Genomic DNA, 19883 nt, shown 5'->3' with positions numbered 1-19883 from the left:
TGGGGAGCTGCGAATAAGCTTTGATCCATGGATCTCCGAATGGGGCAACCCACCTTAAATGCTTGGAAAATCCAGTCTGTTTTAACGAACGGCCTGGGTTTCCAAGCATTGTGATAAGGTATCTTACTTTCGAATACATAGGGGTAAGAAGCGAACGCAGGGAACTGAAACATCTAAGTACCTGCAGGAAAGGACATCAACCGAGACTCCGCAAGTAGTGGCGAGCGAACGCGGACCAGGCCAGTGGCAATGATGAATAAAGCGGAACGATCTGGAAAGGTCGGCCATAGAGGGTGATAGCCCCTTACGCGTAGAACAGTCATTGTCCTTGAGTAGGGCGGGACACGTGAAATCCTGTCTGAACATGGGGAGACCACTCTCCAAGCCTAAGTACTCGTGCATGACCGATAGCGAACAAGTACCGTGAGGGAAAGGTGAAAAGCACCCCGACGAGGGGAGTGAAATAGAACCTGAAACCGGATGCCTACAAACAGTCGGAGCCCGCAAGGGTGACGGCGTACCTTTTGTATAATGGGTCAACGACTTAGTGTAACTAGCAAGCTTAAGCCGGTAGGTGTAGGCGCAGCGAAAGCGAGTCTGAATAGGGCGATTGAGTTAGTTGCATTAGACCCGAAACCGAGTGATCTAGCCATGAGCAGGCTGAAGGTTGGGTAACACCAACTGGAGGGCCGAACCCGTATCTGTTGCAATAGATTGGGATGACTTGTGGCTAGGGGTGAAAGGCCAATCAAACTCGGAAATAGCTGGTTCTCCGCGAAATCTATTTAGGTAGAGCGTCGACCGAATACCCTCGGGGGTAGAGCACTGGATGGGCTATGGGGACTCACCGTCTTACTGATCCTAACCAAACTCCGAATACCGAGGAGTACTAGTCGGCAGACACACGGCGGGTGCTAACGTCCGTCGTGAAAAGGGCAACAACCCTGACCTCCAGCTAAGGTCCCCAAGTCATGGCTAAGTGGGAAAGGATGTGAGGATCCCAAAACAACCAGGATGTTGGCTTAGAAGCAGCCATCATTTAAAGAAAGCGTAACAGCTCACTGGTCTAAATAAGGGTCTTTGCGCCGAAAATGTAACGGGGCTAAAGCCATGCACCGAAGCTGAGGATATGCCGTAAGGCATGTGGTAGCGGAGCGTTCCGTAAGTCTGTGAAGGCGGACCCGTGAGGGCTGCTGGAGATATCGGAAGTGCGAATGTTGACATGAGTAACGATAAAGGGAGTGAGAGACTCCCTCGCCGAAAGACCAAGGGTTCCTGCTTAAAGTTAATCTGAGCAGGGTTAGCCGGCCCCTAAGACGAGGCGGACACGCGTAGTCGATGGGAACCACGTTAATATTCGTGGGCCTGGTGGTAGTGACGGATCTCGTGTGTTGTACATTCTTATTGGATTGAATGTGCGGCGAAGAGGTTCCAGGAAATAGCTCCACCGTATAGACCGTACCCGAAACCGACACAGGTGGTCAGGTAGAGTATACCAAGGCGCTTGAGAGAACTATGTTGAAGGAACTCGGCAAATTGCACGCGTAACTTCGGAAGAAGCGTGACCCCATTTTAGGCAACTATGATGGGGTGGCACAGACCAGGGGGTAGCGACTGTTTATCAAAAACACAGGGCTCTGCGAAGTAGCAATACGACGTATAGGGTCTGACGCCTGCCCGGTGCTGGAAGGTTAAAGGGAGGGGTGCAAGCTCTGAACTGAAGCCCCAGTAAACGGCGGCCGTAACTATAACGGTCCTAAGGTAGCGAAATTCCTTGTCGGGTAAGTTCCGACCTGCACGAATGGCGTAACGACTTCCCCGCTGTCTCCAACATAGACTCAGTGAAATTGAATTCCCCGTGAAGATGCGGGGTTCCTGCGGTCAGACGGAAAGACCCCGTGCACCTTTACTATAGCTTTACACTGGCATTCGCCAAGGCATGTGTAGGATAGGTGGTAGGCTTTGAAGCAGGGACGCCAGTTCTTGTGGAGCCATCCTTGAAATACCACCCTTATCTTCGTGGATGTCTAACCGCGGTCCGTTATCCGGATCCGGGACAGTGTATGGTGGGTAGTTTGACTGGGGCGGTCGCCTCCGAAAGAGTAACGGAGGCGCGCGATGGTGGGCTCAGACCGGTCGGAAATCGGTCGTCGAGTGCAATGGCATAAGCCCGCCTGACTGCGAGACTGACAAGTCGAGCAGAGACGAAAGTCGGTCATAGTGATCCGGTGGTCCCGTGTGGAAGGGCCATCGCTCAACGGATAAAAGGTACGCCGGGGATAACAGGCTGATGACCCCCAAGAGTCCATATCGACGGGGTTGTTTGGCACCTCGATGTCGACTCATCGCATCCTGGGGCTGGAGCAGGTCCCAAGGGTATGGCTGTTCGCCATTTAAAGCGGTACGTGAGTTGGGTTCAGAACGTCGTGAGACAGTTCGGTCCCTATCTGCCGTGGGTGTAGGAATATTGACAGGATCTGTCCCTAGTACGAGAGGACCGGGATGGACGTATCTCTGGTGGATCTGTTGTCCTGCCAAGGGCATAGCAGAGTAGCTATATACGGAATGGATAACCGCTGAAGGCATCTAAGCGGGAAACCAACCTGAAAACGAGTGTTCCCTATCAGAGCCGTGGAAGACGACCACGTTGATAGGACGGGTGTGGAAGCATGGCAACATGTGAAGCTTACCGTTACTAATAGCTCGATCGACTTCTTCGTTCCCATTGTTCATGCTCATCGAACGCAGTTCGATGATCTGTTCTGTCCTGACGCCCGAAGGGCTCCGGACGGAGCCGCGCCACAGGGCGCGACGACCTCTGGTCTGTATGGCTGCCATGCTCAACCTCGAGCAAAGGTGGAATACGGATCGGTCACGGAAAGACGTGTTAAATTAAATAGGGCCTTGAGCTCTCCAGCTTCTCGAAACAGCAGTTTCCATGTGAAAACATGGAGCATGTTGCGTTTTGCCGACCTGGTGGTTATCGCGGGGCGGCTGCACCCGTTCCCATTCCGAACACGGCCGTGAAACGCCCCAGCGCCAATGGTACTCCGTCTCAAGACGCGGGAGAGTAGGTCGCTGCCAGGTCTGCAAAACGCAACATCTAATCTTCTCATTCACATTCTTCGGCCCAGCCGATAAAAAAAGGGCCGCTCAAGCGGCCTTTCGTCGTTTAAGACCAGAATAAAAAAAAGACGCCTCGTGCGTCCCTTAAAGGAGACAAATCGCCTTCGGCAATTTGCTCCGGCACCAAGCATAACCGCCATGCGGTTACGCTCTCGCGACAAGTTCTGCGAACTTGCGCTGGTAACGCGGGGTGGAGCAGCCCGGTAGCTCGTCAGGCTCATAACCTGAAGGCCGCAGGTTCAAATCCTGCCCCCGCAACCAAATCCCCTCAAAGACGACAATACAATAAAATACCCTCCCGCCGCGGAGGGCTTTTGCGTTCCAAGCACTCAAACCTATGCATCTTCTGGGTCGTAATCTGCATCTCTTTCTGTGCCGATCCAGCCGTTCGAGATTGCCATAAATCCGGATTTGGCCATGATGCGCAAATCATCCAACGCAGAAGAAAGACGCCGTGACCGCCGAACCTTTGCAGATACTCAAGACCATCTACGGCTATGATACGTTCCGTGGACGCCAGGGCGAGATCATCCAGCATGTCATGGCGGGAAACAATGCATTCGTACTCATGCCCACGGGCCTTCCGACAGGTCCGATCTTTGCCAGTGGAACCGCGAGGCAGCTCTAGGATATGCCTGATCGAACTCTTTGCCTGATCGCTGCGCTTCTGATGATGGGCTGCTTCGCGTTGATTGTTTCTAAAGCGGTTGCTGCGCCAAAGCGGGACGATCAGCCAGTCCGTATCGATGTCGGTGGGTTCAAGCTCAATAGTGTCCTGCTTGAGCCTGGTCGCAAGCCAGACTTACCACCAATCGTTTTCATTCATGGTGCCAGCGCCAGCCTTTACGATCCGATGTTCTCGTTTCGGACAAAGCTGCAGGAGCGGGCCAAGCTGTTGTTCGTCGATCGCCCGGGTCACGGCAATTCCGACGTCGGTGGTGAGCAGAACATTTTGCCCGACGGTCAAGCCGACTCCATTGCCGTTCTCATGCAGAAGCGTGGCATCACGCGCGCTATTATTGTCGGTCACTCCTTCGGGGGAGCGATTGCCGCGTCCTTCGCCGTGCGCCATCCTGACATGGTCTCGGGCCTCGTCTTCCTGTCTCCGGCGGTCTACCCATGGAATGGTGGGATCGCCTGGTACTACGAAGCTGCCAGCGCCCCGGTCACAGGCACATTATTCAGCACCCTTATCGTGCCACCTGTCGGGCTTTTGGCGATTGATCGTGCCACGAAAGGCGTCTTTGCCCCGAACCCGGTTCCTGCCGACTACATCGACAAGACACGTGCCCTGCAAGCGCTGCGGCCGCTCGCATTTCGGCACAATGCGAGAGAGGTTGCGGCTTTGAGCGACTGGGCCAGAGCGGCTTCCGTGAATTACCGCAAAATCAAAGTGCCTACAGTCATCATCACTGGCGATACTGATAATATCGTCTCCCCTGAGGTCCACTCCCGTCATCTCGCCCGCGATATTCGTGGTGCTCGTCTGATCGTCGTGCACAATCTCGGGCACAAGTCGGATTTCGTCGCGAGTGATCTGGTAATCGCAGCGATCGAGACGGTTGCGGGCCGCAAGTCGAACCTTAATGCCATAAAAGGGGATGTCGAGCAGAGGATAGCACGTGACGGCAAGGATTGATGTCTGGCAGCGGCGGTGCCAGTGGGGATTATCCAGCTTCTATGGTCTCGCGGGCATTCTGCATCTCGTCCTGCCCAAACCCTTCATCGGTATCACGCCCGCCTGGGTTCCTGAGCCGGAGGCCGTTATTTTCCTGACTGGTCTGTGTGAGATTGCCGGTGCGGTCGGACTTCTGGTGCCACGGCTGCGGAAAGCCGCCGGCATCGGCCTGGCGTTCTATGCAATCTGCGTCTTCCCGGCCAATATCAAGCATGCCATCGACAGCCTTGGTGCAGCGACTGTTTCGCCATGGCAATGGTCCTACCATCTCATCCGGTTGCCTTTGCAGCCTTACCTGGTGTGGTTGGCGCTCTTCGCGGGAAACATCGTCGTCTGGCCATTCAGGCGTGGCGAAAAATAGCCTTGATATCGTCTGACGAAATTCGCAAAGTTTCATCGTCGGCGGATGCATCCTGAAGGCCAGGGAAAGCATGGGCACGATCACGCTCACCGACGAGATGGGGTGGTGTTGCGCACGTGACGATCGCCGACGTCAAACAATCCAACGGCGTCATCCATGTCATCGACAAGGTTCTTCTGCGCAAGATGTAGTCCGGGACCATTCCATCATCAGAAAGGCCGGCGACATTTGAGGTCGCCGGCCTTTTCAGTTTTCATCGTTAAACGTCTGCCGAATTACATGTTCGGCAGAACGGCGATGTCGCGCAATTCGTTGTCGAGCCCTGTGATCGGGCCGACTTCGGTTGCCGCTCCAGTTTCGAGGTTGACCGTGTAGAGCGTCTTGGATGCGGCGAGATAGGCCACGTTCTTGCCGTCCGCCATGCCCTGAATATCAAAGGCATAGGCCGCAGGCTTGTCTTTAAGGCCGAGCTTGCCGATTGCTTTCAGCGTGCCGTCATTCGGCTTGGTCTGCTGGATCAGCGCGCCGATCGTGGCATCGATATTATACATGGCGGTCTTTTCAGGCTTGCCGACGGAGTTGGTATAGGCAGCAGCGACGATGTTCGGGGTCTCGCCTTTGTGCATGTCGCCCTCCTCGAAGGCGAGCACACCGTCAACCGTTACAGCGCCAGTATCCGGGTGGACACGATGGTTGGTTGTTCCGGTCATGAAGCGCAGCCGATCGGCCATAGGGTTGAAGTCGACCACGACAGGGGCTTGCGTCATGGTCAGCATCTTGTCCATTTTGGCGACGTCGGTGGCGGCGCCCGTTTCGAGATTGATCGAGACGATGCGATGATCCGGGGTGACGCCGATCACCGTCTTGTTGCCGGGGCGGAAGTCGATGCCGACAAGCTTGTCGACGCCAGTCACGTCCATCTTTTTCGTCACCGCCGGTTTCTCCGTATCAAAGATGACGAGCGTCTTGTCGCCGCTCAGGCCGAGGACGGGGGCAGCGAATGCGCTTGATGCCACTGCGATGGAAGCAGAGGAGGCAATCAGTGCGAAACGAATGATCTTCATGTCTTTCTCCCGTGTTGAACCGTTCGGAAGTCGTGTAGCGCTCGGCTCTCGACGCTTCCTGAACTCAAGACACGCCAGCCATGCCGTTTGGATGCAGCCTGCGAAAAAATAATTTCGACTTGCATCCATTCGTCGATCCGGCGGGTATAGCTTTCAAAGCCGACAGTCTTCTTCGTCGGTGTTGGGAGAAGGTATTGATGCTGATGGGCTCTAAGCCGGATGATCTCGATACGGCACTCGCTGCCTGCGCCAAGGGTGATCGCAACGCTCTGCGCCTGATCTTTGATCGGGAGGCGGGACGCCTGATCGCGGTCGCCGAGCGCATTGTCCGGCGTCGTGAGCTTGCCGAAGAGGTGGTGCAGGACGCCTTCATCCGGATCTGGACCCATGCGCATCAGTACAGGGCCGATCACGGCTCTGCCCGAGGCTGGATCTATGCCATCGTCCGCAACCGGGCACTTAATCTCCTGCGGGACGGAAAGCGTGAGCACACCGTCGAGGAAGTGGAGGCCCTGCGCGACAGCGAGCAGGCGGATGAGGTCATGGCGGCGTGGCACAGGCTGGACCGCAGTTCGCGGCTCTATGATTGCCTCGGCGGACTCGACGAGAGCAAACGGAGCGGCATTCTTATGGCCTATATCGGCGGCTACTCGCATGGCGAGATCGCCGGGAGGCTGCGCATTCCGCTTGGTACGACCAAATCCTGGATCAGGCGTGGCCTTGCAGCTCTCCGGGAGTGCATGGCATGACCTACGATCGCAAGGATATCCCTGCCATTGCCGATGAATATGTCCTGGGCCTGATGGAGGCCGCGGATGTTGACGAGGTTGAGGTTGCCATGGAACGCGATGCTGAACTGCGCGCCGCAATTGCTGCCAGCCGCGAGCGCTTCCTGCCACTCGACATGAGCGTGGCACCTGCTACCGTCACCGAGCAGCTTTGGCAGCGCATCGAAGCGGCCTTGCCGGTCCAGGATCAAACCGCTGTTATGCCTCTGATCTCAAACGCCAATGATAACCGTAGAAACGGTTGGCGAATGGCCGCGATCTCGGCCATCGCCGCCACTTTTCTGCTCGCGATCGGTCTCGCTTACAGCCTGACCCGGACGGTGGAACCGCTTGTCGTCGCGGTTCTGATCAATGATGCTGGGGAGGTGCAGGCGGTCGTCGAGGATTTCGGCAACGAGCAGGCGACGATCCGTATGCTGGCCGATTTCAACATCCCCGGGAACAAGACGATCCAGGTCTGGACCCTGCCGTCCAGAGACAGGGGGCCAGTTTCCCTTGGCCTCATCGACGGTGTGCGATCGGCACGTCTGGCTGTTCCGCAATTGCCGACGCCAAGGGGGGACCAGCTCTATGAGATCACGCTGGAAGACGCTGGTGGATCTCCGACCGGGCGGCCGACCGGACCAATCCTCGCTAAGGGCCTCGCGAAGTTGCTGCGATAATAATCGCGCCAGATATCTCCGTGTGGTGCTTGTTGAAGACGATTGCATCATCGCAGAGTGATGAACGTGGATGGTTGAGACGAAGATAGGTCCGGTGAGTCGGGGGGGCTCGGTAACATGTTTAGGGTAAGTGTTCCGCTACCCCCCCCTCGACCTTAGTCTTCGATGATCTCGCTCTGCTTGCTGGTATCACGCATGAACAAGTAGACGATGAGCGACACGCCGATCATGGCGGTGACGTACCAGTAGAAGCCCTGTTCCCAACCGGCGCTCTTAAAGCGCAATGCAACGAACTCCGCTGTGCCGCCGAAGAGTGTGTTGGCGAGCGCATAGGGAAGAGCAACGCCGAGCGCGCGGATATGGGCGGGGAAGAGCTCTGCTTTGACCACTGCGTTGATCGAGGTGTAGCCCGTCACGATTACCAGTGCGGCCATGACCAGCAATCCGGCCGTCAGCGGATCCTTGGCATGTTCCAGAGCCGAGAAGATCGGGTAGGTGAAGAGCACGCCCAATACACCGAATGTCACCATCAGCGGCTTGCGGCCGATCTTGTCGGACAGTCCGCCTGCAAGTGGCTGCAGCAGCATGAAGACGAAGAGCGTGACGGCGTTGATCTCGCTGGCAACCTCACGGGAGAAGCCGGAGGTGTTGACCAGAAATTTCTGCATGTAGATCGAGTAGGCGTAGAAGGCCAGGGTGCCGCCTGCGGTCAGGAGCATGACAAGTGCGGTCTCTTTCGGATGCTTGGTCAGGAGCTGCCAGAAGCCAGACTTCGGCGTGCCCTCAGCCTTGGCGTTCTTGAAGCCTTCGGTTTCAGCAAGACCGCGACGCAGCCAGAAGACGACGACGGCCAGTGCCGCGCCAACGAAGAACGGAATGCGCCAGCCCCAGGCATTGAGATCTTCCGGGGTCATGACGTTCTGTAGAATGATGAGGACGGCAATCGCCAGAAGCTGGCCCGAGATAAGGGTCACGTACTGGAAGGAGGAGAAAAAGCCGCGGCGTTCCTTGCCCGCCATTTCGGAAAGATAGGTGGCAGAGGCGCCATATTCGCCGCCGACGGAGAGACCCTGCAGCAAGCGGGCGATGACGAGAAGTGTCGGTGCGGCAACGCCGATCGTCTGGTAATCCGGTGTCAGGGCAATGATCAGCGAACCAAGGCACATGAGGGTCACTGAAAGCGCCAGTCCGGACTTGCGGCCATGGCGGTCGGCATAAAGACCCATGATCCATGCGCCGACGGGGCGCATCACGAAGCCGACGGCGAAGACGGCTGCGGAATTCAGAAGTTGTGCGGTCTGATCGCCTGCAGGAAAGAAGTGCGGCGCGAAGTAGAGCGCAAACGCGGCATAGACGTACCAGTCGAACCATTCGACGAGATTGCCCGTCGAACCGCCGATAATCGATTTCAGGCGCTGCTTGCGGTCTGGCGACTGCGCGGCAGCCTGATTTGCTGCTCCGTGGGTGACAGTATTTCCAGTTTCGATCAACACACTCAGACCCTCCCTTGGTCAAGTTCTACAAAGAAGCCCGGTGCCTTCTTCCAGGCAGGGCCAAGATCATGACGCGCGGCTCGAGGCTGGGATATTCCCTCCGAGTGACCAGCGAGCGTCCCGCAGAAAGCGTCCTTGCTGATCAGCACATGGCCGTTGATTTTAAAGCTGTTCGGCCATCCTCCCGACGGCGCGTCCTCTTCATGCAATCTGCGGCAGGGTGGGACGTCATGTGAAGGATTGATTGATGGTCAATTAAGTAACTGAATCTAAATAATTTAATTGATATATCCGAAAGGTCTGAGGCAAAATCTGTGCTGATTTTTGCATGGCGTTTCGATTGATTGTGCAATATCCTGCACAGATGTCTCTGAAATCTCGCCTACAAATCCTAGTGCTGGTGCTGCTCGTCCTCGTCGTTATTGCTCTCGTCTGGAGTGGAGCGTCCCTTTGGTCGCGTCGGCAGGCGTCGGAGCAGCTGGCGGAGGAGGCTGAGCTGCTGGTGCGCCAGCACAGCCTGTTGATCGACAGCGAGCTTGCCCGTTTTCGGCTGATGCCGATCGTTCTCGGTGAATATGGCGATCTCGTCGATGTTCTATCGACCAAGAATCCGCAGACGGCAGCGCGGCTCAGCGAGAAATTCGGTTCTCTCGTGCGAGAGACCGGAGCCTCCTATATCTATCTGATCAATCGCGATGGCGTTGCCGTGGCCGCTTCCAATGCCCGCGACGACAGGAGCTTCGTCGGGCAGAATTTCGGCTTCCGTCCCTATTTCACCGGCGCAATGCGGGAGGGGAAGGCGGAGTATTATGGCGCGGGCCTGCTCACCCGCCAGGCAGGCTTGTTTCTGGCGCGGCGCGTCGGCCAAAGCGATGCCGCGTCCGGCGTCGTCGTCGTCAAATATGAGTTCGGCGCGCTTTCTGCCATCTGGGCCGGTGATCCGGGGCGCACGCTGATCGTCGATGCCAACGGCATCATTCTGGCGGCACCCGACAAGGACCAGATTCTGACAACACTTGCTCCTTTGCCCACCGCCGTTCGTCAGCGGATCGATGCGATCGGCCAGTATGGCGATGCAAAGCTCGAGCCCGGCCACTATCGCTTTGCGGGACCGGATCGGATCGAGACGGCGCAGGGCGCGGAGATGATTTATGCCGCACTTCCCATCGTCGGAACGGATCTTCGCATCCTGCATCTTCTCGACACGCGACCGGCGCGTATCGCTGCCGACCGGCGGGCCACGCTTGCCGCGCTTGCCATCCTCCCGCTTCTGCTTCTCGCCGGTTCAGGCGTCTGGTGGCAGGCCAATCGCACGGCACGGCGCGCTGCAGAGCGGCGCAGCCTCGAGGCGGCGGTTGCTCAACGAACGGCGCAGTTGCGTGAAGAAATGGGATATCGGGCGATTGCCGATCAGCGTTACCGAGAAGCGCGAGAGGAGTTGGCACAGGCCAATCGGCTCGCCTCTGTCGGCTCTATTACTGCTGGCCTCATGCATGAGATCAATCAGCCGGTTGCGACCATCCGCACCCTTTCGGAAAATGCGCTTCACCATCTTGCGGCCAGTCGCAGCGAGCGGGTTCGCGACAGTCTCAGCACGATGATTGCGATGACGGAGCGGATAGGCACGCTGACGCAGGAAATGCGCGGTTTCTCCCGCAAGGGAGAGGGGCAAATCGGCGAAGAACCCCTGGATGGTATTATCGCGGGCGCGATGCTGTTGATGGAAGACCGGATCCGGAAGGCAGGCATTCGCTTGACGCTGCCGCCAAGTGGTCAACCAGGTGTACTTGGCAAGCGAGTGCCGCTCGAACAGGTTCTGGTCAATCTGTTGCAGAACGCCATGGACGCGCTGGAGGGATACGCCGATCCGGAGATTGCGATAACAGTGGAGGATCACGAGGACATGATTTGCCTGACGGTTGCCGATAACGGCCCGGGCATCGATCCGCAGCTCGGCAAGCAAGTCTTTCAGCCCTTTGTGACCGGCAAGCCAAATGGCCTCGGGCTTGGTCTTGGCATTGCCCAGGATATCATGAGCGATCTTGGCGGCGCTCTCACCATCACGGCGTCGGCGTTTGGGGGCGCGGCCTTTACCGTTACCATGAGGGCGGCATGACGCAGAATGCACCAGAGAAGATCCTGCTCGTTGAAGACAATATCGCCTTTCGTGCAGCATTGGCGGACAGCTTCGCCATCGCCGGCTTGGAGGTGGAGGTGCATGACGATGGCAAATCGGCGCTTGCCAGCCTCTCCACCACGCTGCCCGGTGTCGTCGTCACCGATCTTCGCATGCCGCGCCTCGATGGCAACGACCTGTTCGATGCAATCCTTGCTCGCGATCGCGAATTGCCGGTCATCCTCATGACAGGGCATGGCGATATCGCCATGGCAGTCGCCGCCTTGAAGCGGGGCGCCTTCGATTTCGTGGCAAAGCCGTTCATGACGGACCATCTGATCGCCTCCGTCCGACGCGCGCTGGAAACCCGCCGTCTGGTCGTCGACAATCGGCGGCTGCGTCAGGCGGCTCTCGAGGCGGAACTGACATCGCCGCTGCTCGGCCAGACGCCCGCTATGGTCCAGTTGCGGGACTTGATTGAACGGGTCGCTCCGACGGACGTCAATGTCCTTGTCGAAGGCGAGACCGGGACGGGCAAGGAGCTGATTGCCAGGCTATTGCACCAGGGAAGCCCGCGCCGCGCGCGCCCATTCATCCGCGTCGATTGCGCGTCAATTTCGGATGCGATGGTTGACGAGACACTGTTCGGCACGCGCCTTCGTCGTGGGCTGATTGCCGAGGCCCAGCGTGGAACGCTGTTTCTGGATGGGGCGGAAACCATGTCTTCCCTGATGCAGGGGCGGATGCTAGGCGTGGTGGAAAGCCGGGAAATGCCCAATCCAAGCGGCGGGACGACGCCCGTCGATGTCAGGATCATTACCACCTTGACGAGGACACACCTTGCCGGTGACGATGAAAGGGCAGGCTTCCGCAAGGATCTGCTTTATCACCTCGAGACCGTGCGCCTCGGTGTGCCGCCACTGCGTCAAAGGCAGGGGGACATTGCCATCCTGTTCCATGTGTTTTTAGAGGATGCAGCGCGCCGCCATGGGCTCCCCAGTCCGCAGATCGATGCGGAGATCGAAGCGTTTCTCCTGAGCAATGAATGGCCGGGCAATATCCGCGAATTGCGCAACTATGCAACGCAGGTCGCGCTTGGGCTTGCCTCACCGCACCGCCAAGCGTCGACGAGGTTGGGTCTGGTCGAACAGATGGATGCTTTCGAGACAAGCCTTCTGACCCAGGCACTCCAAAGCCATGGCGGTGACGCAACGGCCGTCGCTGAGGCGCTGAATCTTCCCCGGCGAAGCCTTTACGCGCGGTTGCAGCGCTTGGGGATTCATCCCGCCTTCTTCAGAAAGCCGCGTTGAGGCGTCAACTCGTGGTCGCGCCTGAGCACTTGTGCTGACTTCACCCTCAGTGGTCACTGGGCTTTGATTTTATGTTCCTGGTTCGATCAAAGTGGAACGGCCAGCAGACCGGTCGACTTCGGTCTGACGCTGGAAGATTTTTCATCCTGACCTGAGGCCCGACCCGAATTCGTTCTCGAGTTATGATGAATGCTCAAAAAGTACATCTGATGATTGGCGTGGTTCGTGTGACGCTGTTCAAGACATATGGGTCTGATCGGCGCCAACAAGTGTCGTCGGAGCGCCGCTCGGATCTGCAGCGGTGCGCCTTTAGGTTCGGTTTGCAATGGCATGTCATGGCGCGCGGTCCGCTAGTTTAGTCGTTGACTGGTCCTGGCATCGAACAGGTGGATCGATGCCAGATCCGGCTGAATCTGGATGGTCGCCCCCGGCTGCGCCTGTACACGCTCGCGAAAAACACCGATGACCTGATGATTGCCGAGCATCATCGTAACCTGCGTTTCTGACCCCATTGGTTCCACCAGCAAAACCGTTGCGGTGAGGCCTTGATTGACCAGTTCGAAATGTTCCGGGCGGATGCCGTATATCGCTTCGCCTGTGGCGGAACTTGGCGGGAGGGGCAAAATGACGCCGTCAGCCTCGAAGCCATTGGCCGTAAGTCGTCCCTCGATGAAATTCATCGCCGGCGAACCGATGAAGCCGGCGACGAAGGGATTGGCGGGCCGATCATAAAGCTCGAGCGGCGCCCCGCATTGCTCCACCCGTCCGGCATTCATCACCACGATCTTGTCGGCCATGGTCATCGCTTCCACCTGGTCATGCGTGACATAAACGGTTGTGACCCCCAGACGCTGGTGCAATCCCTTGATTTCACCGCGCATCACCACGCGCAGTTTGGCATCGAGATTGCTGAGCGGTTCGTCGAACAGAAAAACCTGAGGATTGCGGACGATTGCGCGGCCCATGGCGACACGCTGCCGTTGGCCGCCGGAAAGCTGGCGGGGGAACCGTTCGAGCAATGGCGTCAGCCCCAATATGTCAGCTGCCCAGCTCACCCGCTCGGCAATCTCGGTCTTGCTGCCGCCGCGATGCTCGAGCGAGAAGGCCATGTTCCTGGCGACGCTCATGTGCGGATAAAGCGCGTAGTTCTGAAAGACCATGGCGATGTCGCGGTCTTTCGGTTCGATCTCGTTGACGACACGGCTGCTGATCGAGATATCGCCGCTGGTCACGGTTTCAAGGCCTGCGATCATCCGCAGCAAAGTGGATTTGCCGCAGCCCGAAGGGCCGACGAGGACAACGAATTCGCCATCGGCAATATCGATATCGACACCATGGATGGTGGCGAATGCGCCATAGCTTTTCTTGACGGATCTAAGGGTAACGGGTGCCATGGGTCAGCCTTTCGATTAGCCTTTGAGCCCGGTATGGGCGAGGCCTTCAACGAATTGTTTCTGCGCAACGATGAAGACGATGAGTACGGGGATGGCGGTCATCGTTGCGGCGGCAAGCTGGATGTTCCACATCGGTCCGCCATAGGCGTCGGTAAATTGTGTCAGTGCCTGCGGCAGGGTGAACTTATCGGGGCTGGAGAGAAAGACGATGGGTTCGAGATAGAGGTTCCAGCTGCCGAGAAATGTGAAGATCGCAACGGCGGCCAGCGCCGGACGGGCAAGCGGCAGGGCAATGGTCCAGAATATCTTGAACCGGCCGAGGCCATCGACCCGGGCGGCTTCCTCCAGTTCCACGGGTAAGGAGATAAAGAACTGGCGCATGATGAAGGTGGCGAAGACCGCCGGTGCACCGAAGATCGGCACCAGGATCAGCGGCCAGTGTGTGTTGATCATGCCCCATTTGAGAAACATCCGGAACAGCGGAACCAGCGTCACTTCTGACGGGATGAGCAACCCCACCAGCACCACCATGAAGATGGCGTTGGCGAAGGGGAACCTGATGCGTGCAAAGGCATATCCGGCCATCGAAGCCACTGCCATGGTGCCGATGGTGACGATTGCGGCGATATAGGCGGAGTTCCAGTATTGCAGCGCGAAGGGCTGTATTCTGAAAACGTCGGAATAGGACGAAAAATCGAAGGCGCGCGGCCAGATATCAGGCGGAAAGGCAAATATCTGGCTGACGGGTTTGACCGACGACGTGACCATCCACCAGGTCGGAAAAACGAAGGGGACAAGCAGCACACAGAGTGTGAAATAGATCAGCGTCTGCGCGCGTGGGCTGAGTTCAGTTTTCATAGAATACGAACTTTCTGCGCAGGTGCCATTGGATGAAGGTGAGCGCGCCGACAATGACCAGCAGGATGATGGAGAGTGTCGAGCCATAACCGAAGAGGTAGAACTGGAAGGCCTGCTGATAGAGGTAATAAACGAGAACCGTCGTGGAAAAGCCCGGCCCGCCCTGTGTGAGGATCATGATCTGCGCAAAGACCTGCAACGCGCCGACGATGGTGACGATGGAGGCGAGCAGGATCGTCGGGCTGATCATCGGCAGGGTGATGCGATAAAATTGCTTGAAGCGCGGCACACCGTCGACGCGCGCGGCTTCGAACAGTTCCCGCGGCACGCCCTGCAGTGCGGCAAGAAACAGGATCATGTTGAGACCGAGGTTCTTGAGCGCCTGCACGACGATGACCGAGATCATCGCGGTCGTTGGGTGGCGCAGCCAGTTGGGCCCCTCGACGCCGATCATTTGCAGGAGGCCGTTGATGCCGCCATTGTTCTGCAGCAGGAAACTCCACACGATTGTCCAGGCGACCAGCGACACCACGACAGGCGAAAAGAACAGTGTGCGGAACACGGTCATGAAGGCCAGCTTCTGGTTCAGGAGCAACGCAAGCCCCAGCGCCAGGCTCATATTGAGCAGGGCAAGCCCCGCCGAGAACACGGCGGTCACCGCCAGCACTTCGCCTATGGCCGGGTCGCTGAGCAGCTTCTGGTAGTTGGCGACGCCGGTGAACCGGAACGATCCCGCCAGCACGTTCCACTCATGCAGCGAATACCAGAAGACCAGCACCAGCGGCACGAGCACGAAGACAACGATACCGATGAGTTGCGGCGCTATGAACAGATAACCGGTGGCGGCGTCACGGCGCGCCATGGTCCAGAAAACGCGCCGGGCCTGTGTCTGCGCTGTCTGGAGGGCAAGCGTCATGGCTTTTCTTCCTTCTGCCTTTCGCATCCACGGAAAATCGGATGACTACCAAGCCTCAATTGGCCGCCAGCAACGGATCGAGACGGACGCAAAGCGCTTGCAGGACAGCCGCGACATCGGCATCGGGACGCCAGAGACCGTCGAGGCCAGCGCGAACGGTCTGTTGCAGCCGGGCAAAATTGCGGACCTGCTGCGTTGATTGACCGGTGGCGACGCCACGAATGACCACGGCCTCTATCTGTTTACGCGACAGCAATGGGTTGGCGGCTGCGAGGACATCGGCGGTGAGCAGACTCTGCCGTGCTGGCGGGAAAAACCGCGCGAGCTTGGCCACATTAGGCTTGGAGGAGAAAAACGCCAGGAATTCCGCCGCAAGCTTCGGGTTTTTGCCGCTGGCCATGACGCCAATGCCGGCCCGGCCTGTTACGGCATAGTCACCTGCAGGTCCTGTAGGCAACGGCACGAGATCCCAGTCGAACGCCTTGTCGCCTTTCGGCAGCAGCGCTGCGCGGCTGATCTGGGTGGTCGTCATCGCCGCATCCCCGGCAAAAAAGTCGGCAGAAACACCGGGGCCGGGCATGGCTTTTTTCACGAAGATCGCATCGTGGATGAAGCGCATCGCATCAACCATCTCCGGGCTGGCAAAAGCGCAGGACTTGGTATCCTTCGACCAGGGATAGGCATTCCAGCCGGTATAGATTTCGGCAAGGTTTTCCCAGGCCTTGTATTCGAAATCACGAATGATCAATCCCTGTTTGCCGGTGGCCGCGACTTTCGCGGCCGTCGCAATGGCATTGTCCCAGTTCCATTCGCCGGCAGCGATCATCTCGGCGGGCGTCTTTGCGCCTGCCGCCCGGATTATGTCGTTGTTGACGAAAACGCCGAAGGGCGATGTCGAGAAGGGATAGAGATATTGTACACCTTCGTAAGACCAGGCGGTGAGTGTTGCCGGGGGGAAGTCGCCCATGTCGTAACCTTCGGTATTGGCAAAGGTTTCGGTAAGGGGATAAAGCGCCCCGGCCGCCATGAAGTCAGGTGCGGTCGTGTCGAACAGCCAGGCCAGATCGGGAGGGTTGCCGCCGGCGATCTGGGTGGTCAGGGTGGTGGCATAACCTTCGTAGGCGAGCGAATCGTAGCTGATCTTGACGCCGGGATGGCTGGCCTCGAACTCATCGGCGATATCGTTGAACAGGGCGAGATGGGCTTCGTTAGCGCTCCAGATGGCCATCCGCAGCTCCTGCGACAAAGCCGGCGAAACCAGCCCGGATGTGACCAGAAAACCGGTCAATGCAACTTTGACTATACTCCTGCGCATGAATAATCCTCCCAGATTATACGTTTTGGCTAGTAGCCGCGAATATCAGGCCAATGGCGCTCCACCCCTTGGCGTTCGATGTGGGTGTGAAACTGCGCCAGCCGCTTTTCATCGGCATGCACGCCATGCGGGGTCTCGCCCCTGTCAAGGCAATAGGCGGCCAGCATGCCGGCCACTTCGCCGATGTTCCATTCGACGGGATGCAGCCTGTAACAACCATTGGTGATATGCGTCGTGCCGATATTCTTGGATGCCGCCAGCAGGTTCGTTTTGTGGCGGGGAATAAGAGCACCGAGTGGGATTTCGAAAGGGCAGGCGCCGACATCGATATAGTTATCGCCGCCCGTCGAGGGGTGCAGGTCGATGCGGTACATACCGATACCGATACTGTCGGGGTAATGCACCGCGCCGCGATCGCCGCGCACGGCAAGCGACAGATCCTGTTCGACCACCGTGGTCAGAGCACGAATGCGACGGCTTTCACGGATATAGGGCGCCATGGCCAGGCCATGCTCCGTGCCGGTAATGTCGCCGCGCAGGCGCAGGCCCGGAAAACCCTGACCACCATCCGGGCGGGGCGCTTCGGTCTGCATCCAGTAGAACATGGAATAGGACAGGCTTGCAGCATCGGCCAGCCGCTCGGCATATTGTTCGGGGGTAACGTCGATGATCGGCGCCTCGAAATAATCGATCATTGGCCAGTTCACGAGGCAGATATCGCTGGCATAGGCGCCGGGTCGAAATGTATGGCGGGCTGCAATGCGGCGGAATATCCACAGGCTCATATCGCCGGCGCTGTGGCGCTGGTCGGCAACGTCGCGTGTTGCGTTGTCGACCGGGTTGGGATCGAAGAACCGGCGGCTGCGCTCCAGTGTCCGCGGATTGGGCGAGTCCCAGCTCAATAGCGGGCCGCCCCAGAATTCGGGGGCAACCTGACGCCAGTGGTCATACCGGGCGGGTTTGTCGATGACATGATTGCCGTCAACCTGATCGACGGCGAAACAGATCGAGACGGCCTGCTGATTATGCGGTTGCGCCTCCGCCGGCGCGCTCGGCTCGCCGGTTTCGGATTGGGCTTCGAAACCAGTGACATAGTCGGTTGCGGTCAGCGGCAGCAGATCGCCCAGTTCGGTAGCGTCGATGATATAGCGGGCCGAGCAGGCAACGAGATCACCGGTATTGCAATGGCGCAGCGTCACGGCCTGCACGGTATCACCGTCGACCTCTGCTGATATCGGTTCATAGGGCTTGAGGATGGTCAGCTTGCCGCCCGCTGCGTAAGGCGCCAGCATTGCTTCCATCACCGCCAGCGAAACGCGTGGTTCATGGCACAGGCGAGATACGTTGCCGTCTCCGGGGTTGAGCGTCAGATCGGCGCGGGCTGTGTCGGTGAGCGGATAGTGGTCGCGGTAATATTGCCGCACACCCGTGCGCAGGGCGCGATAGCTGGCGGTGATCCCGAATTGTTCAACCCAGCTGTGCTCGTCGGGCGGTACGGCCTGGCTGGTCAGCTGGCCGCCAATCCATTCGAATGCTTCGGTCAGGATAACGCTGCGGTCGTTGCGCAGGGCCCCGAGCGCCGCCGCCACGCCGCCAAGTCCGCCGCCAACCACAAGAATATCTGCATTGTATTCTCTCACGTCAGGTTCTCTTTCCTTAAGTTGGGCCTTAAGCTGGGGAGGCGAGCGTTTCGCCCGCCACGATGTCGCAGCCCAGCAATATCTGCTTTACGGGGCCGGGGGGGCTGGTGAGGGTCTCGACCAGCATGGAAGTTGCCTGCCTGCCCATTTCTTCGCGGGGGATGGCATAGGAGGTGAAGACGCGTTGCAACCGAAGCGTATGCGTGCGGGTGCCGCTGCCCAGCACCACGATGGAAAGATCGGCGGGGACGCTCACCCCCTGGGCACAGGCATGATTGTCGAAGACCACCGCTTCGGCCACCTCGGCAAAAAAAACGACGCTTGCTCCGCTGGCGCGAACAGCGGCCAGCTGCTCGGCCGGATCGCCATTTTCACTTTCGTGGGAATAGACCAGCTCCGCCGCGCCCTTGATTGCGGCGAGAAAACCATGCCAGCGGTCGCTGATGGATTCCGCCGGGCCCGTCGCGCCGATAAAGGCGAAACGGCGATGGCCGGCGGCAAGTGCTTCTCGGACAAGTGCATGAGTGGCCGTCACATAATCCGCGCCAACATAACGCACGGGCCCGCCGGCATCGTCACGACGACCGACTGCGACGTAAGGATAGTCACCGGCAACCAGCTGGGCCAGCTCATCGCTGTCGAACTGACTGCCCAGAATGAGGCATCCGTCAGCAAGTCGAAGCCGCCCCGTTTCCCCGAAGATACGTTTTCGGCCGTTATCGTCACGCGCCGCAGCCGTCATCAGCAGAAGGTCGTAGCTCAACCTCTCCGCTTCCTCCTCTATTCCCATCAGGAAAGGCGTGTAGAAATCCGCCTGCGCAATCGGGAAAGCCGGCTGATAGGTGAAAACACCCAGGATCCGGTTGGCGCCCTTGACCATGCTGCGCGCGATGGGGTCCGCCACATAACCGGTGTCGCGAATGGCCTTCAGCACACGCTCGCGCGTTTCAGGTGGAATGCGGCCTTCCGCGGATTTCGCTTCGTTCAGCACGAGCGAAACCGTTGCCTGACTGACCCCCGCGAAGATCGCAATATCACGTTGTGTCACCCGCCTAACCATCGGAACCTCATCTTCAGTCGATGTGCTAATGCGTATTAGCTGCTGATACGTATAAACAGGGTTTACGAGAGGATGTCAAGAGTGAGGCGTTCCGTGATGATG

The 19883-nt window shown here is 58.3% G+C and carries 14 protein-coding genes, 1 tRNA gene, 2 rRNA genes and 1 pseudogene (1 of these 18 only partly in view); 10 read left to right on the top strand and 8 right to left on the bottom strand.

All coding sequences use genetic code 11. The features are described 5' to 3' along the window. The 6 genes and pseudogenes from QSV77_RS11170 to QSV77_RS11145 all read left to right on the top strand — a co-directional run. Positions 1–2720: ribosomal RNA gene (locus QSV77_RS11170) — 23S ribosomal RNA — on the top strand (it extends 79 nt beyond the left edge of the window). Between the two features lie 252 nt (positions 2721–2972). Further along, positions 2973–3087, top strand: a 5S ribosomal RNA gene (gene rrf / locus QSV77_RS11165). Positions 3088–3310: 223 nt separating this feature from the next. Then, positions 3311–3387: transfer RNA gene (locus QSV77_RS11160), tRNA-Met, on the top strand. 412 nt (positions 3388–3799) lie between these two features. Further along, the gene (locus QSV77_RS11155; RefSeq protein ID WP_302733929.1) at positions 3800–4765 is read left to right on the top strand and encodes an alpha/beta fold hydrolase; all 966 of its coding nucleotides are present in this window, start codon (positions 3800–3802) and stop codon (positions 4763–4765) included. Next, positions 4749–5165: a DoxX family protein gene (locus QSV77_RS11150; protein ID WP_302733513.1), complete on the top strand. Its 417-nt coding sequence runs from the start codon at positions 4749–4751 to the stop codon at positions 5163–5165. Before QSV77_RS11155 ends, QSV77_RS11150 begins: the two co-directional genes overlap by 17 nt. A gap of 37 nt (positions 5166–5202) precedes the next feature. Further along, positions 5203–5356 (top strand): annotated as a pseudogene (locus QSV77_RS11145) (fasciclin domain-containing protein); the annotation flags it as partial. Positions 5357–5440: 84 nt separating this feature from the next. On the opposite strand, the gene QSV77_RS11140 reads toward QSV77_RS11145, so the two are convergent. Continuing rightward, complete coding sequence (locus QSV77_RS11140) at positions 5441–6229, bottom strand: DUF4394 domain-containing protein (RefSeq protein ID WP_302733512.1); 789 nt, start codon at positions 6227–6229, stop codon at positions 5441–5443. Between the two features lie 203 nt (positions 6230–6432). Between QSV77_RS11140 and QSV77_RS11135 the strand changes: the two genes are divergently transcribed. Together QSV77_RS11135 and QSV77_RS11130 are read left to right on the top strand one after the other, a co-directional pair. Beyond that, positions 6433–6978 (top strand): sigma-70 family RNA polymerase sigma factor, encoded by a 546-nt coding sequence (locus tag QSV77_RS11135; protein WP_302733928.1) that lies wholly within the window; start codon positions 6433–6435, stop codon positions 6976–6978. Beyond that, positions 6975–7679 carry an anti-sigma factor gene (locus QSV77_RS11130; protein ID WP_302733511.1) on the top strand — a complete coding sequence of 235 codons (705 nt, stop codon included), beginning with the start codon at positions 6975–6977 and terminating at the stop codon, positions 7677–7679. The genes QSV77_RS11135 and QSV77_RS11130 overlap by 4 nt, the downstream gene beginning before the upstream one ends. A gap of 155 nt (positions 7680–7834) precedes the next feature. On the opposite strand, the gene QSV77_RS11125 is transcribed toward QSV77_RS11130, so the two are convergent. Next, positions 7835–9091 (bottom strand): MFS transporter, encoded by a 1257-nt coding sequence (locus tag QSV77_RS11125; protein ID WP_302733927.1) that lies wholly within the window; start codon positions 9089–9091, stop codon positions 7835–7837. A gap of 445 nt (positions 9092–9536) precedes the next feature. Between QSV77_RS11125 and QSV77_RS11120 the strand changes: the two genes are divergently transcribed. Continuing rightward, the gene (locus tag QSV77_RS11120; protein ID WP_302733510.1) at positions 9537–11288 is read left to right on the top strand and encodes an ATP-binding protein; all 1752 of its coding nucleotides are present in this window, start codon (positions 9537–9539) and stop codon (positions 11286–11288) included. Then, positions 11285–12598, top strand: a complete 1314-nt coding sequence (locus QSV77_RS11115) for a sigma-54 dependent transcriptional regulator (protein ID WP_142840649.1) — start codon at positions 11285–11287, stop codon at positions 12596–12598. The genes QSV77_RS11120 and QSV77_RS11115 overlap by 4 nt, the downstream gene beginning before the upstream one ends. A gap of 350 nt (positions 12599–12948) precedes the next feature. Here QSV77_RS11115 and QSV77_RS11110 read toward each other — a convergent pair whose 3' ends face one another. From QSV77_RS11110 to QSV77_RS11085, 6 genes are read right to left on the bottom strand one after another with little or no spacing between them, the layout of a single operon-like run. Continuing rightward, positions 12949–13992 (bottom strand): ABC transporter ATP-binding protein, encoded by a 1044-nt coding sequence (locus QSV77_RS11110; RefSeq protein ID WP_302733509.1) that lies wholly within the window; start codon positions 13990–13992, stop codon positions 12949–12951. Positions 13993–14007: 15 nt separating this feature from the next. Beyond that, a complete protein-coding gene (locus QSV77_RS11105) occupies positions 14008–14850 on the bottom strand; it encodes a carbohydrate ABC transporter permease (RefSeq protein ID WP_142840647.1) in 843 nt (280 codons plus the stop codon). Continuing rightward, positions 14840–15766: a carbohydrate ABC transporter permease gene (locus QSV77_RS11100; RefSeq protein WP_302733508.1), complete on the bottom strand. Its 927-nt coding sequence runs from the start codon at positions 15764–15766 to the stop codon at positions 14840–14842. Before QSV77_RS11100 ends, QSV77_RS11105 begins: the two co-directional genes overlap by 11 nt. A gap of 55 nt (positions 15767–15821) precedes the next feature. Continuing rightward, positions 15822–17081, bottom strand: a complete 1260-nt coding sequence (locus QSV77_RS11095) for an ABC transporter substrate-binding protein (protein WP_302733506.1) — start codon at positions 17079–17081, stop codon at positions 15822–15824. Positions 17082–17110: 29 nt separating this feature from the next. Beyond that, positions 17111–18721: an FAD-dependent oxidoreductase gene (locus QSV77_RS11090; RefSeq protein WP_302733504.1), complete on the bottom strand. Its 1611-nt coding sequence runs from the start codon at positions 18719–18721 to the stop codon at positions 17111–17113. A 28-nt stretch (positions 18722–18749) separates the two neighbouring features. Next, the gene (locus QSV77_RS11085) at positions 18750–19781 is read right to left on the bottom strand and encodes a LacI family DNA-binding transcriptional regulator (RefSeq protein WP_302733503.1); all 1032 of its coding nucleotides are present in this window, start codon (positions 19779–19781) and stop codon (positions 18750–18752) included. Positions 19782–19883 lie beyond the last annotated feature (102 nt).

Source organism: Agrobacterium sp. V1 (genome assembly GCF_030518355.1).
In the GTDB taxonomy this organism is placed as follows: Bacteria; Pseudomonadota; Alphaproteobacteria; order Rhizobiales; family Rhizobiaceae; genus Agrobacterium; species Agrobacterium cucumeris.
The sequence above is the reverse complement of the archived record's forward strand: the minus strand, read 5'-3'. Positions and strand labels throughout refer to the sequence as shown.

What these genes read in the sequence shown, in the direction of transcription:
- QSV77_RS11140 (WP_302733512.1), bottom strand. Translation starts at nt 6,229, where the DNA reads ATGAAGATCATTCGTTTCGCACTGATTGCCTCCTCTGCTTCCATCGCA.
- QSV77_RS11120 (WP_302733510.1), top strand. Translation starts at nt 9,537, where the DNA reads ATGTCTCTGAAATCTCGCCTACAAATCCTAGTGCTGGTGCTGCTCGTC.
- QSV77_RS11105 (WP_142840647.1), bottom strand. Translation starts at nt 14,850, where the DNA reads ATGAAAACTGAACTCAGCCCACGCGCGCAGACGCTGATCTATTTCACA.
- QSV77_RS11110 (WP_302733509.1), bottom strand. Translation starts at nt 13,992, where the DNA reads ATGGCACCCGTTACCCTTAGATCCGTCAAGAAAAGCTATGGCGCATTC.
- QSV77_RS11115 (WP_142840649.1), top strand. Translation starts at nt 11,285, where the DNA reads ATGACGCAGAATGCACCAGAGAAGATCCTGCTCGTTGAAGACAATATC.
- QSV77_RS11155 (WP_302733929.1), top strand. Translation starts at nt 3,800, where the DNA reads ATGGGCTGCTTCGCGTTGATTGTTTCTAAAGCGGTTGCTGCGCCAAAG.
- QSV77_RS11135 (WP_302733928.1), top strand. Translation starts at nt 6,433, where the DNA reads ATGGGCTCTAAGCCGGATGATCTCGATACGGCACTCGCTGCCTGCGCC.
- QSV77_RS11130 (WP_302733511.1), top strand. Translation starts at nt 6,975, where the DNA reads ATGACCTACGATCGCAAGGATATCCCTGCCATTGCCGATGAATATGTC.
- QSV77_RS11095 (WP_302733506.1), bottom strand. Translation starts at nt 17,081, where the DNA reads ATGCGCAGGAGTATAGTCAAAGTTGCATTGACCGGTTTTCTGGTCACA.
- QSV77_RS11085 (WP_302733503.1), bottom strand. Translation starts at nt 19,781, where the DNA reads ATGGTTAGGCGGGTGACACAACGTGATATTGCGATCTTCGCGGGGGTC.
- QSV77_RS11100 (WP_302733508.1), bottom strand. Translation starts at nt 15,766, where the DNA reads ATGACGCTTGCCCTCCAGACAGCGCAGACACAGGCCCGGCGCGTTTTC.